Genomic DNA, 15,977 nt, shown 5'->3' on the forward strand with positions numbered 1-15,977 from the left:
GTTTAGAATTCCGTGCGCTGCAAGATCACTGTGGAGTTGGGAACTTTTTCCCTTGCCGAATGGACCCTCTCTGCCCGCAGGTCTGACAGGTCCATATATCTGAACCCAGGGTTCCGATACCGCCCCAGATAAAACACGGGGTTCACCTCCGTGCTCATTACGCTTGGTTCTTTGCTCCAGCCCGCTTTTTCCGAGTAGGCGCTTCCCGTCGGCACAAGTGAGATCTTAAGCGCATCCCTTAGATAATGGAAGCCTGTTGTCCTTCCCATCAGGCGTTGTATCGTGCTGAATGCATTGATCTCGCTGTCTTCAAATTCAAGCCGGGAACCCAGCAAAGCCTGGAACATGTAAAAACTCGGGAGCCTTAAAAAATACCCCCGCGGCCTGGCAAAAACATTAAGCCTCTGCAATAGCGTCGAACAGTCTTCAACGCTAAGTGTCAGCGGGTTCGTGAAGGAGTCTTTTCTCAACAATTCATGATTGCCTATTTTTTCGTAAAGATATCCTCCAAACTGCGACAGCCAGTCCAGCGTTAGAGGGAAAAAGAAGGAATCTTGCGGTACGGCCGTCTCATTATCGTACAGGCCTTGTCTTAAGGCCAGCACCTGCTCGGGCCATGAGATAGCAGGAAAAAGCTCGTCGCATTTTGACCCCATCCTAAGGCTTTTTACATAGTTGCTCCTTGAGGCAACATTTTCCTGCTCTAGAGCATCGAACGGAAAATGTCCCACCTGAGGCTCTGATCGAGGAGCCCTCATTTCCAGTATTCTTTGTGCAGTTGCCGGAGAAAGAGGCCCCTCAAAATGCCCGATAATGTCAATGTACCTCTCCCCCGGTCTCAGCCCTTCGGATATCATGCGCATCAGCGGCCATCTGGTTTCAGGATACGCTTTTTTGCTGGAGAAAACCCTCGTCGGCTCGTTTGACCCCCTGGACCCGTAAACAATGTGGAACATTTTTGGCTCCTTATGCTCTTATTTCAATCCGATGATCTTGGAAGGGATACGGTTACAGAAGTCCGCTCCGGCGAAGTGTCCACCATAAGCCATCCTCTTGCGATAGCGATTATGTCCCATATCTCCGCCATTCCTATAGGCACCCTCTTTTCTTTCTTTCTAAGAGTGAACAATCTGGGGTACCCTTCGATATATTCCTCAAAACTGCCCGCAGGGATAGGCCCGCCGCTGTTGGCGACCGAAAAAACAAAGCCCGGTCCTCCGGCAAGGTTTACCCTGATCGGTTCTTTTGGTCTCCCGTGCACAAAACCGTTAGACACAAGATTATTGAACAGGGAAAAAAGCCTTGAGGGCGGCATCTCCACTTTGAGTCCCGAGCCCCCATCATCTGTGACCTCGAACGGGAGCTTTCGTTCTCTCCAAAAATCTTCCAGCCCTTCCCGCACATCATCAAAGGAAGTGCTGGTGCTGCCTTTATCTCCTTCCAGAAAAGCCCTTCTGTCCTCAAACACATCTCTCAAGTAAAGGACGAATTTTGATACATTGTTAAGACATTCCAGGCAATAATGCTTTGTTCTTTCTTCACTGATCTGATCTATAAGAACTCTCAGGCTGGATGCGGTATCTCCTTCCAGCAGATTTGCGCTCAAATAATTCAAATTCGCCACGTACTCGTCGAACAAAGCCGGAATTCTTCCGGTGTAAGGCAGGGAATAATAGCCCTGTCTGTCCTCAAAACCTCTGTAAGCTGTCATCAACAGATCTGTCCTGAGCCTTCCTATCTCTTTCAATTCGATATCCGCAATATTTGGGACCCCAAGGTGCTTGAACAACTCTGCCGAATGGTAATCGATATAAGTAAGAGCCCCTGCCAATTCATAACGCACCGAAGAGGCGTGTTCCAGCCCCATTGCGGCTATAAAGTGCTGCCTGAAAGGCCGTGTTCTGTCTATCAAAGGGCAGACCGGACCAAATCTTAAGCTGCCGCCCCTTATCCCAGCCCCCGCCGAAAGTTGTGTCATGCCATCTCCCAAAAAAGCAAAAAAATACCCGCTTTTACAATATGTGATAAAATTAGTCTACTTATCTATCCCAAAAAAAGAGCCCTGATTTCATGAAAAACAGGATAAACATTTTAAAAGACGACCTTATTTCTAAGATCGCCGCGGGCGAGGTGGTAGAGCGGCCGGCTTCGGCGGTAAAAGAACTTGTAGAAAACTCCATAGATGCCCAAGCAAAAAGAATAGAGATAGAGGTCCACAACGGCGGAAAGAGCCTGATCAGGGTAACGGATAACGGGAGCGGAATGTCTTTTGAAGAAGCTGTACTGTCGCTTCAAAGACATGCCACTTCAAAGATAAAGGAGATCGATGACCTTTTCAATATCCGCACCCTGGGGTTCAGGGGTGAGGCGCTGCCTTCTATAGCATCGATATCAAGACTGGAATTGATCACAAATGATGGGGTGCGGGGTATGGGGTGCAGGGTACAGGCAGAAGGAGGCAGGATTGTCGAAGAAAAGGGCTTTGGCTGCCCAAAGGGGACTAGCGTCATCGCAAAAGACCTGTTCTTTAATACCCCTGCCCGGCTCAAATACCTTAAATCAGACACAACAGAGGCCTCGCACATCATCGACACCGTATCAAAGTTCATCCTGTCGCACCCGGACATCTCCTTTACACTGATCTCTAACGGCAGGACGGTCTTTTCTTTCCAGGGAAGAGGCAGGCTTGACGAAGCAATAGCCGAGGTCTGGGGAGAAGCTGTTTTAAATGACCTTGTGCCGGTTGAAGAAAAATATGTGAGGGGATATATCAGCAAACCATCCGCGCTAAAAAGCAACCGTCAATATCAGGTCTATTTTGTGAACAATCGGCTTGTCAACAATTTTCAGCTTTCCAGAGCGCTTGAGGCGGCCTACTATTCGCTCATTCCCGGGGACAAACACCCCCTGGGGGTACTGTTCCTTGAAGCAGAGCCCGAAGAGATCGATGTCAATGTGCATCCGGCCAAGAAAGAGATCAAATTTTCCAAGCCCAAACAGGTCTTTCTGGAAATAAGCGAAGCAGCAAGGCAGGCTTTGGTAGGCGCCTCTCCCATTGAGCTGATCTCCTCCCCTTCACATGCATTCAGGGAAGAGAAAAAATGGACCGGACAGATGCAGCAGGTCTGGATGGAGAACACGGGAACTGCTGCGGCATCTGCCGCGCCTGTGGCCGCATTCGATCAAATGCAGCCTTCCAAAACTCAGCCGTCATTTCCCTGCCCCGTCTTTCAGTTGGACAGGACTTACATTGTATGCGTTGACCAGGACGGCCTTGTAATAGTGGACCAGCACGCCGCGCACGAGAGGATCCTTTATGAAAAACTCAAAAAAAGACAGCCCGGCACGAACGCTTCGCAGTGCGCTCTAATCCCTGAACTCATCGAACTGTCGGCAAAGGACTTTTCGGTCTTTGGGTCGGTAAAAAGCCTCTTCTGCGAACTTGGGTTTGAGATAGAGGAATTCGGAAAGAACAGCCTAAGGGTAAAAGCCGTTCCCTCAGAAGCGACAAAAGCGGACCTAAAACAACTGATAGAGGACATTATCGAAGAGTTCTCTTTACGGGCAAAGCCCTTAAGCGCACAGGAAACCAGGGAAAAGCTGCTAAAACTTACCGCCTGCCGCTCCGCGGTCAAAGCTGGCGACGAGCTTAACAACACAGAAATGAGCAACCTGATCAGCGAGCTTTTTTGTCTGGATAATCCAACAACCTGCCCGCACGGAAGGCCGTCCGCAGCAAGGCTTTCAAATACTGAGATCGCATCCATGTTCAAAAGATGATCAAGCCAATATCATCGGCCGTTAAATTCTGCGCGGCCATGCTGCTAAGGCTGCTTATGACTGGCATTTCCAGGACGCTCGACATAAGGATAAGCGGCTACAGCGGTCTTAACGATAATTCGATCTTTGCTTTTTGGCACAGGGCTTCTTTCTGCCTGTTCGAGGCCAACCCCATAAAAAAGACAGCGGTGCTCACGGCAAAGGGAGGCCCGGGAGATATTTTTACCAAAGCCGTGGAGGTTTATGACATCAGGATAGTTCAGGTACCTTTCACCGAAAACCCATCCCAGGCATCCCTTACCGCCATCAAGCTCCTTGGCATCCTAAAAGAAGGCTACAGCCTGATGCTGGCGGTTGACGGACCCAAAGGCCCGGCGTACAAAATAAAACCGGGGGTCTTTTTCCTTTCCAAAAGGTCAGGAAAAAAGATCGTTCCGGTAGGCGTTGCCGCAAAAAGGAGGCTCGTCATTCCTTTTAGATGGGACGAATATTTTATTCCCCTTCCCTTTTCCAGGGTAGCTGTTCATGTTGATATGGACTACAAGGATGACGGCACTGCCATGTCTCTAGAAAAGGCGATCTTCCTTGCCGAAGAAAAGGCCGCCGCCTTTTTGAAAAGTTGACAACTTTCCGGTTTTGCTGATATATTCAAAAAAGCCCGCAGCAGCGCTCAAGGAGGGAACCGTGCCCGCAAACCTGATAATAGTGGAATCGCCCGCCAAGGCAAAGACGCTTGAAAAATTTCTTGGAGGCGCCTACAGCGTCAAGGCCAGCGGCGGTCATGTGATAGACCTGCCGGTCAAGTCCCTGGCTGTTGATGTTGACAACGGCTTTAAACCGCTTTACGCCCCCATTAAGGGAAAAGAGAAGGTCATAAAGGACCTTAAGGCAGCCGCAAAGTCCTCAAAACTGGTCCTGCTGGCGCCCGATCCGGACAGGGAGGGAGAGGCAATAGCCTGGCACATAGCAGGGGCCATAGACCCCAAGATCAAGGTTAAAAGAATAGAATTTCACGAGATAACCAAAGAGGCCGTGCTTGAAGCGGTGCGCAACCCGCGCCATATAGACATGAACAGGGTCAACGCCCAGCAGGCCCGCAGGATACTTGACCGGCTTGTGGGATACAAGATAAGCCCCATACTATGGAAAAAAGTAAGAAAAGGGTTGTCGGCCGGAAGGGTCCAGTCCGTTGCGGTAAGGCTGATAGTTGAAAAAGAGAAAGAGATCCAGAGATTTACGGCACAGGAATACTGGAGCATCACCGCCTTCCTCAAAAAGCCCGGCTCTCTTGAGCCTTTCTCGGCATCCGTACATTCAAAGGACGGCGCGCAGATAAAAATAGAGACGAAGGAAGCCGCCGACAGGGTCCTGAAAGATCTGGAAGGAGCCGTGTTTGAGGTATCAGAGGTCAGGAAAAAAGAGCAGAAAAGACATCCTTATGCCCCTTTCATTACAAGCACTCTCCAACAGGAAGCCTTTAGAAAGTTCGGCTATCCTGCAAAAAGGACTATGAGCATAGCGCAAAGGCTTTACGAAGGCATGGACCTCAAGGACAAGGGACATGTGGGGCTGATCACTTATATGAGGACCGATTCTGTAAGAATAGCCGACAGCGCCCTTTCTGAAGTAAGAAAGTTCATAGCGCAAAAGTATTCGGAAAAATATCTTCCTCCCGGCCCCAGGGTATACAAAACTAAGAAAAGCGCCCAGGACGCGCACGAAGCCATCCGGCCAACCTCGGTATTGAGGGATCCCGGGTCGCTTAAGAACATACTTAGCCCGGAACAGTTCAAGATCTACGGCCTTATATGGAAGCGTTTTGTCGCTTCGCAGATGGAATCGGCAGCAATGGACCAAACAAGCGCAGACATAAAAGCGGGGGACTATCTCTTCAGGGCTACGGGAAGCGTGATAAAATTTGACGGCTTTCTGGCGGTGTATGAAGAAAGCAGGGACGAAGAAGGGGAAGAAAAGACCGGCCTGCTGCCCGAGCTTAACAAAGGCGAAAAACTGACCCTGGACAGGATAGAGCCCAAACAGCATTTTACGCAGCCCCCCGCGCGCTACACCGAGGCAACGCTGGTAAAAGTTCTGGAAGAAAAAGGCATAGGGCGTCCCAGTACTTATGCCCCGATAATCGGGACCATAATAGACAGGGGTTATGTGGTGCGCGAAGGAAGGGCGCTAAAGCCCACGGAGCTCGGCATCATAACCAACGGTCTGCTCGTTAAACATTTCCCCACGGTGCTGGACATAAAATTCACAGCCCACATGGAGGACGAACTTGACGAGATAGCTGAGGGAAAGATTGACTGGGTGGCCGTGATGGAAGAATTCTATTCTCCATTCAAGGAGACGCTGGAAAAAGCCGCAAAAGAAATGCCGAAAGTGAAAATGGAGGAAAAAACGGACGAGGTCTGCGAAAAATGCGGCAGCCCCATGGTCGTTCGCCAGAGCAGGTACGGCTCCTTTCTTGCCTGCAGCGCTTTTCCAAAATGCAAGAACACCAAGGACCTTGATTCAAAAGGAGCGATAGTTCCGGAATCTAAAGAGGTCTGCGCCAAGTGCGGCAAGCCGATGAAGGTCAAAAGGAGCAGATTCGGGAGCTTTTTGGCCTGCACCGGATATCCTAAATGCAAGAACATAGTAAGCATCCTAAACAAGACCGGAGTAAAATGCCCCGAAAAGGACTGCGGCGGGGATATTGTAGAAAAAAGAACAAGAAAAGGCAGGACCTTTTTTGCTTGTTCAAACTACCCCAAATGCAAATTTGCCATCTGGAACAAGCCGATCGCGGAGAACTGCCCCGATTGCGGCGCCTTTCTTGTCGAAAAGCGCACAAAGAGCTCCGTTACCAAAGAGTGCTCCAAAAAGTGCGGTTATAAGACACAGGAATAATTAAGATGAAGACCGTAAGTACCCCGGAAAAAATGTCCGTTATCTGCGCCGGCCTAAAGTCAAAACAATATACTATCGGCTTTGTTCCGACCATGGGAGCTCTTCATGAAGGCCATCTCACCCTGGTAAGAACGGCTAAAAAACATTGCGACAAAGTTGCGGTCAGCATCTATATCAATCCAACGCAATTCGGCCCCAAGGAAGATCTCACTAAATACCCTCGAAATATTAAGAAAGACAGGGCTCTTCTAAAAAAAGAAGGCGTGGATCTTATCTTTCTGCCGTCAAATAAATCCATGTATCCGCAAGGATACAAGATCTTTGTTGAGGTAGCAGACCTTGGAAAGATCATGTGCGGGAATTCAAGGCCGGACCATTTTAGAGGAGTAGCGACGATAGTTTTAAAACTATTCAATATAGTTAAGCCGGATATGGCCTTTTTTGGCGCTAAAGACTTTCAACAGCAGGCAATAATAAGAAAAATGGTCCGAGACCTAAATATGGAGATCAAAATAATCACTGTTCCAACGGTAAGAGAAAAAGACGGTCTTGCGATGAGCTCAAGGAACGCTTATCTTTCGATTAAAGAAAGAAAGATTGCTCCTGTTCTTTACCGTTCATTAAAGATGGCAAAAGGCTTGGTCAAGAACGGGGAAAGAGATGCACAAAGAATTATTGCAAAGATCAGGGCCACGATAATGAAAGAAAAAATGTTTAATATCGATTATATTGATATACGCAACCCGGGAACATTGGACAAGATCAAAAAGATCAAAGGAAAAACTCTAATAGTCCTTGCCGCCTATCTGGGAAGGACCCGCCTCATAGACAACATCACCGCCTGATCCTGCATACAGGCAACGATGAAGAGGGAGTCAACAACTTCATAAGATCTGCCCGAAGGCCATTCAAACCCCGTGCATGCACCTGACCACGTGCAAGCAAGATACATTCCCGGTATACAGATTCACTGATACACCGTCCGGATACGTTGACGGATTCAATGCCTTTGCCGCATCAAAACCCTGTTTGAAGAGTGCGTTATAAATTGACACCAGCCATTCCTCGGACCTGACAAGACCGTTAAGGCTGCCAAGCATTTCAGAGATCGAAGCATCCCCTTTAAGGGAAGCCTGCCGCAGCACCAATGCGCCTTTTTGATCCACAAAAAGTCCGGCAGGGTGTTCAATAATATGCCCGGGTTTTACGCGTTTAAGGCCGGCAAATGAAGGTCTTTTACTGGTATACTTCTCCATTAATCTGACCGATCCCTTCCATGAATGGTCAAGCTGCCATACATTGCCCCAAAGCACCCAGCCGGTAAGCTGAGCCGGTTTGACCGGGACCGCATATTCTGTCAGCGCTTTAGAAGTAGATTCATCAAAAAAACCTTTGATAACAGAAAATGCATCTGGTGATACAGTCCCTATCCCAAGGACTGTTTCATCATGCTTTTTAACAAAAGCTCCGTAATAATAGCAGCTATCTTTATGAACTGTCCAGGTAGACGGCTGATAAAGCACTTTCGGAAAAAGCTGCAGAACAGAAAGCAACACATTTGCCGGCGTGCGGGCTGCTTCATCAAGATAATAGGGCCGGTCCATTTTCAGCCCGCCGGAAGCTAGTACAAAGTCCCTGATATCATCTTTTGTCGCCGCTCGCATCCTGCCAACACCGACAGACGGGGATATAACACGGATTTTGGGAACTTGTACATTTGTCATAAATATTTAACTCCTATTTTAAGCTCTTTAATAAAAAACTCCGCTTTTTGCAGAATTTGACTTTTTTGTCTCCACATTATTTTTTGAATGGGGCAATATTTTCATTCTAACCTATGAATTCATCGATAATATCGGGCGGATATTTCATTCTTTTTTAGAATTGCGCCTGACCGCTGTTGATGGTGTTGAAAAATCCAGCACTCTGATTGTATTCCCCTCTCCCTATGGGAGAGGGGCTAGGGGTGAGGGGTGTTTTGCGCCCCCCCTGGCGCCAGAATTGCTACCCCCTTTATCATGACAAAAGGCTTCACATTGATAGAGCTCATCCTGATTGTCTGCGTGATCTCTACGGTACTGGGCTTCTCTATAGAACAGATACGGCCGTTAAAAGAGAGCCTTGCTATCAGAACTTTTGCGCATCAACTATTGGGGGATCTTAACAATATTAAGCAAAGGGCCTGCCAGCGTGGGGCCGTTTATGAACTTAATTGCGAGAAATATTTATATACCATCAGCTATTTTGACAGCAAAACAGACTGCTTTGTAAAAGAACGCTCAGAACCGTTAAACAACAGCATTTTTTTTGAAAAACCCGTCAATTTCCGGTTCTCAAGCAGCGGTTTCCCCTGCCCCGGGCATATCGGGACCGCTCAAATAAAAAGCCTTACGGGAAAAGCAGCAAAAGTTATACTATCTTCCGTCGGAAGGATAAGGATAGAATGAAAACAGGATTTACTTTGATAGAAGTCATCATTTCTGCCTGCGTCATCTCTGCCTTCTTCTCGTCCTTTTTTATATTTGTAACAAGTGACCCAGTTATCCGCAAAAGAGGCGAAAATACCCTATGCGATCTGGTCAGTATTGAATCCGCTATTGAAAGCTTAAGGAGCATTCCTTTTGAAACCATTAAAGATTCCGCTGGTATCTCGGTAAAAAAGGTTGATCCGGACACCAAGTCGATCGAGATCTCCAAAGGAGGTTATTCAGTAGAATGCGCAATATCAAGGTTCTAGGTTTTACCCTTATTGAGCTCGCGGTCAGCTTGAGCCTTGTCTCTATAATAACCTTGCCGCTGGTCGGGCTTATGTATTCTGCGGTGAGACATGAAAACAAGACCTTTCAAAAGCAGGAAAATCTTATAAATGCCGTATCCTCTCTTGATCTTATCTGCGGAGAAATTAGATCATCAAAAGGTATCAGCGCTTCGTCTTCTACCGCAAGGCTTGTTCTACTTTTTGACGCCTATTCGGTCTCCTACGATCTTACGGCTGGTAAAGTCAGAAGGACAAAAAACACCGCGGCGTCTTATCTCAACCCGGACAATACTATAGAGATCCTTTCTTTTTCTTACCCGGGCACGAAAAATGTGATCACAACTATCGGCCCCAAGAGATCAAAACTGCTTTTAACCCTTGAAGCCTCGTGCAGAAATTGAGCAACAAAGGCTCGATACTGCTTCTTTGCCTTTTTGCCGTCTCCGTCTGCATGATGTGCCTTGCCGCAGGCGCCAGGCTCCGCCTTTTACAGATAGGAATGAACATGGAAAGACTGAACGGCACGAGGTGTTTTTACCTTGCCGAATCAGGGCTCGAAATATCCAAGGTAAAGCTCGCTCATGACCCAGGCTGGTTTACCGACCCTTCGCACGCCGAATATGACAAAAAATGGCTTGTCGCCGGGTCAAAGGGGCAGACATTCAGGTTCGGGCGCGGGGGCTTCAAGGTCATAAAGGAACAAGGAAAAAACCGGGTTTATTCGGTCGGGTTCATCGGCAATTCAATAGATGAAAGCAAATATTTCTGTTTTCTAAGGATGGATTATTCGGTCCCTTTTAAAAAGACGGGATGGGAGAGGTTCTAATGGCATTCCGGAACCCGCAACGGCGCAAAAAAGGATTTGATTACGCCCGGAACGGGTATTATTACATCACAATCTGCACGAAATACCGGTATCCCTGGTTTGGAAAGATCCGTGATGGAAATGTTGTGTTATCCGATTGCGGCGTCATTGTAAAAAATCAATGGGAATGGTTGGCAAAACAATACCAATATATCCGTTTGGATGAATATGTCGTAATGCCGGATCATTTTCATGGGGTCGTGCAAATTGATAATGATATCCGATGTGAACGAATGGTAGATGTCGGTCGCGACCGACATCTACAAACGAACACCACCAAACCATTGCATGATATCATCGGCGCGTTCAAAACAACATCATCCAAAATGGTCCACATTGCGGGACATTCATTTTTTTCGTGGCAACGGTCATTTCACGACAGGATAATACGCAACGATATGGAATTATACAGGATCAGGGCATATATCAGGAATAATCCGTCGAAGGGGTATTATCAATCCTTCTTATAATACTGCGTAAAATCCTCGGGTTTCATGTTGTCGATAAAATCCTTCAATTTTTTTGTTTCTTCGGCATCCTTTTCCGCATTGACCAGTTTTGCCTGCATCATCACGACCTCGGCCACAAAGATCGGGGCCTTTGACCGCACGGCAAGGGCTATGGCATCCGAGGGTCTGGAATCTATCAGGATCTTTTTGCCGTCCTTTGCTTCCAGGTCGATAACGGCAAAAAAGGTCCCGTCCTTTACCTCGTTTATGGATATCTTATTGATCTTGGCCCCCAGCCGGGCGCAGACATCAAGCAAAAGATCATGCGTCATCGGCCTTGGGGCCTTAACCTGCTGCAGTTCCATGGCTATGGAGGTGGCTTCAAATATCCCTATCCAGATAGGCAAAAAATTTAGTTCTTCTTTGTCCTTTAGAAGGACCAGAGGGGACAGGTTCTTGGGGTCAAAGCCGAGGCCGCCGACTTCCATCTCGATCATGCTTATTTATTCCCCAGTGCGGCCTCTACTATCTTTTTGAAAGCTCCGGTATCCGACACGGCAAGATCGGCTAGCATTTTTCTGTTTATGGCTATTTTTGCTTTTTTCAACGCTCCCATCAGGACACTGTAAGAGGTCCCTTCCTTTTTCGCTGCAATGCCTATTCTTACATTCCACAGTCTTCTAAAATCGCCTTTTTTGGTGCGGCGGTCTGATGTGGCATAGGACATAGCGTGGTATACCGCCTGTTTTGAGGCCCGAAACATCTTTCTTAAGGAGCCCCTAAAACCCTTTGCCCTATTGAGGACCTTTTTCCTCTTTTTTCTTGCTACATTGCCTCTTTTGACCCTTACCATTTTTTGACGCCTTTCTTATAAATGCTTATAACCGGGGATCATCGCTCTTACCCTGCGGACATCGGTGTCAGACACCAGTACCAGTTTAGAAAGCCTGCCCTTTTGTTTTGAGGTCTTCTGCTCCAGCAGATGTCTTTTATACGCTTTTTTTCTGCGTATCTTGCCGGTCCCGGTAAAACTGAACCTTTTTGCGGCCGATTTCCTTGTCTTCATCTTTGGCATTTTATTTCCCTCTATCCTTTTATTTCGGCGAGACCATCATCACCAGATTTCGGCCTTCCTGCTTGTAGCTGCCTTCGGGAGCGCCGCTGTCCGATACGACCTCGGCCATCTTTCTGAGCAGGTTTCTTCCTATTTCAGGATGGGTGGCTTCTCTTCCCCTGAAGTGGAGCGTCACCTTGACTTTGTAGCCTTTCTTTAGGAATTCCTGAGCCCTTTCGGCTTTCACTCTAAAATCGTGCTCGCCTATCTTGGGCCCCATCTTGACTTCTTTTACCTGGCCCGCCTTGCCTGTCTTTCTGGACTGCTTTTCTTTCTTCTGGGCTTCGTATTTTATTTTGCCCAGGTCGGCTATCCTGCAGACGGGCGGATTGGCATCTGGAGATATCAGGATAAGGTCAAAACCGTTTTGCCTTGCCTTCTCTATGGCCTCACGGGTCCCCATCACCCCCGCCTGCGAGCCGTCATGGTCTATGACCCTGACCTCCCGGGCGCGGATGCTTTCGTTCGTCACATAATATCTTCCTGCTATGCCAAACCCTCCGAATAGAATGATTATATCAAATGCCGCCTCGGTTGACAACTCCGGTATTATTTGCTAGAGTAAAAATATCATGTATGCGATAATCGAGTCCGGCAGCAAACAATACAAGGTTGAACCCGGCAATATTATAGATGTGGAACTGACAGGCCAGCAAAAGGACGATAAGGCGGTCTTTGACAGGGTCCTTTTGGCTGTTAACGGAAGCGAGATAAAAGTCGGGACCCCTTATCTTAAAAGCCCCAAAGTCAGCGGCACGGTCCTGGACCTGGTCAAGGACGCAAAGGTGATCAGCTTTAAGTACAAAAGAAAGACCGGTTATCACAAGACCAAAGGTCACAGGCAAAAGTATACAAGGATCCGGATAGAAAGCATATCATAGCGGAGGACCCATGGCACATAAAAAAGGCGGCGGGACATCTACCAACGGAAGGGACTCGCACGGACAGCGGCTCGGAGTAAAGACTTACGGAGGCCAGCATGTTACCGCGGGCTCTATCATACTAAGGCAGAGGGGCACCAAGTTCCTTCCCGGGACCAATGTAGGGATAGGAAAGGACGATACTCTGTTCGCCCTTTCGGACGGAAGGGTAGTGTTCGGCAAGCGAAGCGTAAGCATAGCCCCGTAAAGGGGGGTAATTCTATACCATGTCTCTTTTTCCCCGTAAGGACCTTTGCAACTCCAATTTGATCGTTATCAAGATAGGAACCAGCTCTATAACTGACACTTCCGGCTGTCTTGAAGGCGAAAAATTCAGAAAACTGGCCCAGGAAGTCCACTACATCGTGTCCGGAAGAAAAAAACAGGTGGTGCTGGTGTCTTCGGGGGCGATCGCTGCCGGGGTGCAGAAGCTGGGCCGCAGCAAAGCGGTGTGTTCTATCCCCGAAAAACAGGCCGCCGCCGCGATAGGCCAGAACCTGCTGCTTACCCAGTATGAAAAAGCGTTCGGAGCTTTTGGCCTGGCGGTAGGACAGGTGCTTCTGACCAGGGACGCGATGGAGGACCGGGAAAGATATCTTAATTCAAGGAACACCATTCTTCAGCTGCTCAAGTTCGGCGCCGTTCCCGTTATCAACGAGAACGACACCATGGCAACGGATGAGATCCGGGTAGGCGATAACGACAACCTCAGCGCTCTGGTGGCAAGCCTGATAGGGGCGGACCTTTTGATATTGTTAAGCGATGTCGAGGGCTTTTTTATGGATGGAAAACTCCTCTCTTATGTGGACAAAATAACAAAAGAGATAGGATCTGCGGCAAAAGGCAGCTCTACCCTTCTGGGGACCGGCGGCATGTCCACCAAGCTCGACGCCGCAAAGATAGTGCTTAACGCGGGGATCCCCATGGTCATAGCCGACAACAAAAAGGAGGGGGTCATTACCTCTGTGCTTGACGGAAATGAAGAAGGGACCCTTTTTGTTCCCAAGCTCTCAAGGATGGAGAGCAAAAAAAGATGGATAGCCCACGGCAAAAAACCGGCCGGACAGGTAGTTATTGACGCAGGGGCATGCAAAGCCCTGCTCGAAGGAGGAAAAAGCCTGCTTGCGGTCGGGATCAAAGAAATAAAAGGCCGTTTTGGCACCGGCGAGGTCATAGGCATACTTGACGGCTCCAAAAAAGAGATAGGCAGGGGCTTAACAAACTATACAAGCGAGCAGCTGGCAAGGATAAAAGGCCTCAAGACCTCGGAAATAGAAAAGGAAGAGGAAGGCTCCTTGGGGGAAGAGGTAGTGCACAGGGATAATATGGTGATACTGTGAGCTCTGAAGCTATAGAAAAAGCCTCCGCGGCAAAGAAAGCCGCGATGGCTCTGTCCGTTATGGATACAAAAACAAAAAATGCCGCGCTTTTGGCAGTGGCCTCCTCGCTTTTGTCTTCGAGCAAAGCTCTTCTTGAGGCCAACAAGAAGGATATAGAAGCCGCAAGAGCAAAAGGCCTTTCAAAAGCTCTTATAGACCGTCTTTCCTTAAGCGAAGCCAGGATAAAAGACATGGCGGAAGGATTAAAAAAGGTAGCGGGGCTAAAAGACCCCGTGGGAGAGGTCATCTGCAAATGGAAAAGGCCCAACGGGCTCAGGATAAAGAAAGTTCGCGTGCCTCTGGGCGTTATAGCGATCATCTATGAGGCAAGGCCCAATGTCACCGTTGATGCGGCCGCTCTCTGCCTTAAATCCGGGAATTGCGTGGTGCTGCGCGGAGGCTCTGACGCCGTCAATTCCAACATCTTTCTTGCGGGCCTTATTTCAAAGGCCGCCTCCTCCTGCGGGATACCAGATGGCGCTGTTTCCCTGATAAATTCAACGGACAGAAAAGCGGTCGAAGATCTTTTGTCGCTGCGGCAATATATTGATTGCGCGATCCCAAGAGGAGGCGCCGGACTTATAGACATGGTGGTGGAAAGATCCAGGGTCCCCGTAATTGAAACAGGTGTCGGCAACTGCCATGCCTATGTTGAAGCAAGTGCCGACCAGAGAATGGCGCGGGAGATCATATTTAATTCAAAAGTCCAACGGCCCTCGGTCTGTAATGCCATAGAGACCCTTCTTGTTGACGAAAAGATAGCCGCAGGTTTCCTGCCCTCTATAATAAAGCGCCTTAAAGAGGCCGGCGTCCGGATAAAGGGCTGCAGCAAAACAAGGAGGATAGACCCCTCACTGGAAGAAGCCTCCGAGGAGGACTGGAAGACAGAGTATCTGGACCTGATCCTGGCAGTTAGGGTCGTTGCCGGGATAGATGAGGCCATAGAGCATATAACTCAATACGGCACCGGCCACAGCGAAACCATCATAACGAGGGACAGAAAAAAAGCCCGTCTGTTCACTTCAAAACTTGATTCGGCTGCCGTGTATGTGAACGCTTCCACGCGCTTTACCGACGGCGGAGAGTTCGGCTTTGGAGCTGAGATAGGCATTTCCACGCAAAAGCTTCATGCCAGGGGCCCCATGGGATTGAACGAGCTGACCAGCTACAAATATGTGATCACAGGTTCGGGACAGGTCAGGAAATGAAAAAGCTCGGTATCCTGGGGGGCACCTTTAACCCTCCCCACAAAGGGCACCTCAGCCTTGCCAAAACCGCCGCAAAAAAAGCCGGACTCGATCTGGTGGTGTTTGTTCCGACCGGCCTTCCGCCCCACAAGAGCACTAGGAACCTCGCGTCAAAAAAGCACCGCATGAAAATGGTAAGGCTGGCGGTAAAGAATGGCAGCCGACACTTTAAAGTGTCGGCTATCGAGATCAACCGAAAGGGCTATTCTTACGCGGTGGATACCTTCTCGAAGCTGAAAAAGAGATACGGGGCAGGGACAAAGCTCTACTACATAATGGGCCTTGATTCCATAAATGACATTCTCAACTGGAAAAAACCGCTCGAGCTATTTAAACTGTGCCGCTTTATCGTGGCCACGCGCCCGGGGGCAAAGATCAAGACTTTCAGAAGGATCATGAAATTCCCTCCCGTTGCGCTTAACAAGGGGAAAATAGAGCTGATAGAACTAAACATGAAGATCTCTTCTTCCGACATCAGGGAAAGGCTCCGAAAACAAAAAGACATCTCAAAATTTGTTCCCGGCGCAGTTAAGGACTATATCACGGAAAATAGGCTATACTTATAAC

Annotated in this window: 20 protein-coding genes; 13 read left to right on the plus strand and 7 right to left on the minus strand. The window is 48.5% G+C overall.

Annotated features, from left to right (window positions below; genetic code table 11):
* Positions 1-2 precede the first annotated feature (2 nt).
* A complete protein-coding gene (locus WC490_02630; protein ID MFA5097505.1) occupies positions 3-956 on the minus strand; it encodes a hypothetical protein in 954 nt (317 codons plus the stop codon).
* Between the two features lie 23 nt (positions 957-979).
* Positions 980-1,978 carry a hypothetical protein gene (locus tag WC490_02635; GenBank protein ID MFA5097506.1) on the minus strand — a complete coding sequence of 333 codons (999 nt, stop codon included), beginning with the start codon at positions 1,976-1,978 and terminating at the stop codon, positions 980-982.
* Positions 1,979-2,070: 92 nt separating this feature from the next.
* Between WC490_02635 and mutL the strand changes: the two genes are divergently transcribed.
* From mutL to panC, 4 genes are read left to right on the plus strand one after another with little or no spacing between them, the layout of a single operon-like run.
* Positions 2,071-3,780 carry a DNA mismatch repair endonuclease MutL gene (mutL, locus tag WC490_02640; protein MFA5097507.1) on the plus strand — a complete coding sequence of 570 codons (1,710 nt, stop codon included), beginning with the start codon at positions 2,071-2,073 and terminating at the stop codon, positions 3,778-3,780.
* Positions 3,777-4,403 (plus strand): DUF374 domain-containing protein, encoded by a 627-nt coding sequence (locus tag WC490_02645; GenBank protein ID MFA5097508.1) that lies wholly within the window; start codon positions 3,777-3,779, stop codon positions 4,401-4,403. The genes mutL and WC490_02645 overlap by 4 nt, the downstream gene beginning before the upstream one ends.
* A 13-nt stretch (positions 4,404-4,416) precedes the next feature.
* Positions 4,417-6,678 (plus strand): type I DNA topoisomerase, encoded by a 2,262-nt coding sequence (topA, locus tag WC490_02650; GenBank protein ID MFA5097509.1) that lies wholly within the window; start codon positions 4,417-4,419, stop codon positions 6,676-6,678.
* Positions 6,679-6,683: 5 nt separating this feature from the next.
* Entirely contained in the window at positions 6,684-7,523 is an 840-nt protein-coding gene (gene panC / locus WC490_02655; protein ID MFA5097510.1) for a pantoate--beta-alanine ligase, read from the plus strand.
* A gap of 63 nt (positions 7,524-7,586) precedes the next feature.
* Here the strand turns inward: panC and WC490_02660 are convergent, their stop codons facing one another.
* Complete coding sequence (locus tag WC490_02660) at positions 7,587-8,282, minus strand: hypothetical protein (protein MFA5097511.1); 696 nt, start codon at positions 8,280-8,282, stop codon at positions 7,587-7,589.
* A 414-nt stretch (positions 8,283-8,696) separates the two neighbouring features.
* On the opposite strand from WC490_02660, the gene WC490_02665 reads away from it, so the two are divergent.
* From WC490_02665 to WC490_02680, 4 genes are read left to right on the plus strand one after another with little or no spacing between them, the layout of a single operon-like run.
* On the plus strand, positions 8,697-9,125 hold the full coding sequence (locus WC490_02665; GenBank protein ID MFA5097512.1) for a type II secretion system protein: 429 nt from the start codon (positions 8,697-8,699) through the stop codon (positions 9,123-9,125).
* Entirely contained in the window at positions 9,122-9,415 is a 294-nt protein-coding gene (locus WC490_02670) for a hypothetical protein (protein ID MFA5097513.1), read from the plus strand. The genes WC490_02665 and WC490_02670 overlap by 4 nt, the downstream gene beginning before the upstream one ends.
* Positions 9,394-9,837, plus strand: a complete 444-nt coding sequence (locus tag WC490_02675; protein MFA5097514.1) for a prepilin-type N-terminal cleavage/methylation domain-containing protein — start codon at positions 9,394-9,396, stop codon at positions 9,835-9,837. Before WC490_02670 ends, WC490_02675 begins: the two co-directional genes overlap by 22 nt.
* Positions 9,834-10,262, plus strand: coding sequence for a hypothetical protein (locus WC490_02680; GenBank protein MFA5097515.1), 429 nt, complete (start codon positions 9,834-9,836; stop codon positions 10,260-10,262). The genes WC490_02675 and WC490_02680 overlap by 4 nt, the downstream gene beginning before the upstream one ends.
* Before the next feature lie 493 nt (positions 10,263-10,755).
* Here WC490_02680 and WC490_02685 read toward each other — a convergent pair whose 3' ends face one another.
* Genes WC490_02685 through infC form a run of 4 tightly spaced genes read right to left on the minus strand, consistent with a single transcriptional unit; the run spans position 10,756 to position 12,336 of the window.
* Positions 10,756-11,247, minus strand: coding sequence for a bifunctional nuclease family protein (locus WC490_02685; protein ID MFA5097516.1), 492 nt, complete (start codon positions 11,245-11,247; stop codon positions 10,756-10,758).
* Positions 11,248-11,249: 2 nt separating this feature from the next.
* Positions 11,250-11,603, minus strand: coding sequence for a 50S ribosomal protein L20 (rplT, locus tag WC490_02690; protein MFA5097517.1), 354 nt, complete (start codon positions 11,601-11,603; stop codon positions 11,250-11,252).
* Between the two features lie 15 nt (positions 11,604-11,618).
* On the minus strand, positions 11,619-11,825 hold the full coding sequence (gene rpmI, locus WC490_02695; protein ID MFA5097518.1) for a 50S ribosomal protein L35: 207 nt from the start codon (positions 11,823-11,825) through the stop codon (positions 11,619-11,621).
* A gap of 19 nt (positions 11,826-11,844) precedes the next feature.
* Positions 11,845-12,336 carry a translation initiation factor IF-3 gene (infC, locus tag WC490_02700; protein MFA5097519.1) on the minus strand — a complete coding sequence of 164 codons (492 nt, stop codon included), beginning with the start codon at positions 12,334-12,336 and terminating at the stop codon, positions 11,845-11,847.
* Positions 12,337-12,436: 100 nt separating this feature from the next.
* Here infC and rplU point away from each other — a divergent pair, with 100 nt between their 5' ends.
* The 5 genes from rplU to nadD are packed head-to-tail and all read left to right on the plus strand — an operon-like array spanning position 12,437 to position 15,976.
* Positions 12,437-12,745, plus strand: a complete 309-nt coding sequence (gene rplU, locus WC490_02705) for a 50S ribosomal protein L21 (protein MFA5097520.1) — start codon at positions 12,437-12,439, stop codon at positions 12,743-12,745.
* A 10-nt stretch (positions 12,746-12,755) separates the two neighbouring features.
* The gene (rpmA, locus tag WC490_02710; protein ID MFA5097521.1) at positions 12,756-12,992 is read left to right on the plus strand and encodes a 50S ribosomal protein L27; all 237 of its coding nucleotides are present in this window, start codon (positions 12,756-12,758) and stop codon (positions 12,990-12,992) included.
* Positions 12,993-13,011: 19 nt separating this feature from the next.
* The gene (proB, locus tag WC490_02715) at positions 13,012-14,124 is read left to right on the plus strand and encodes a glutamate 5-kinase (GenBank protein MFA5097522.1); all 1,113 of its coding nucleotides are present in this window, start codon (positions 13,012-13,014) and stop codon (positions 14,122-14,124) included.
* Positions 14,121-15,371, plus strand: coding sequence for a glutamate-5-semialdehyde dehydrogenase (locus WC490_02720; protein ID MFA5097523.1), 1,251 nt, complete (start codon positions 14,121-14,123; stop codon positions 15,369-15,371). Before proB ends, WC490_02720 begins: the two co-directional genes overlap by 4 nt.
* Positions 15,368-15,976: a nicotinate-nucleotide adenylyltransferase gene (gene nadD, locus WC490_02725; GenBank protein MFA5097524.1), complete on the plus strand. Its 609-nt coding sequence runs from the start codon at positions 15,368-15,370 to the stop codon at positions 15,974-15,976. Before WC490_02720 ends, nadD begins: the two co-directional genes overlap by 4 nt.
* The last annotated feature ends 1 nt before the right edge of the window (position 15,977 follow it).

The sequence above is a fragment of the Candidatus Margulisiibacteriota bacterium genome (genome assembly GCA_041650635.1).
Lineage (GTDB): Bacteria > Margulisbacteria > WOR-1 > JAKLHX01 > JBAZKV01 > JBAZKV01.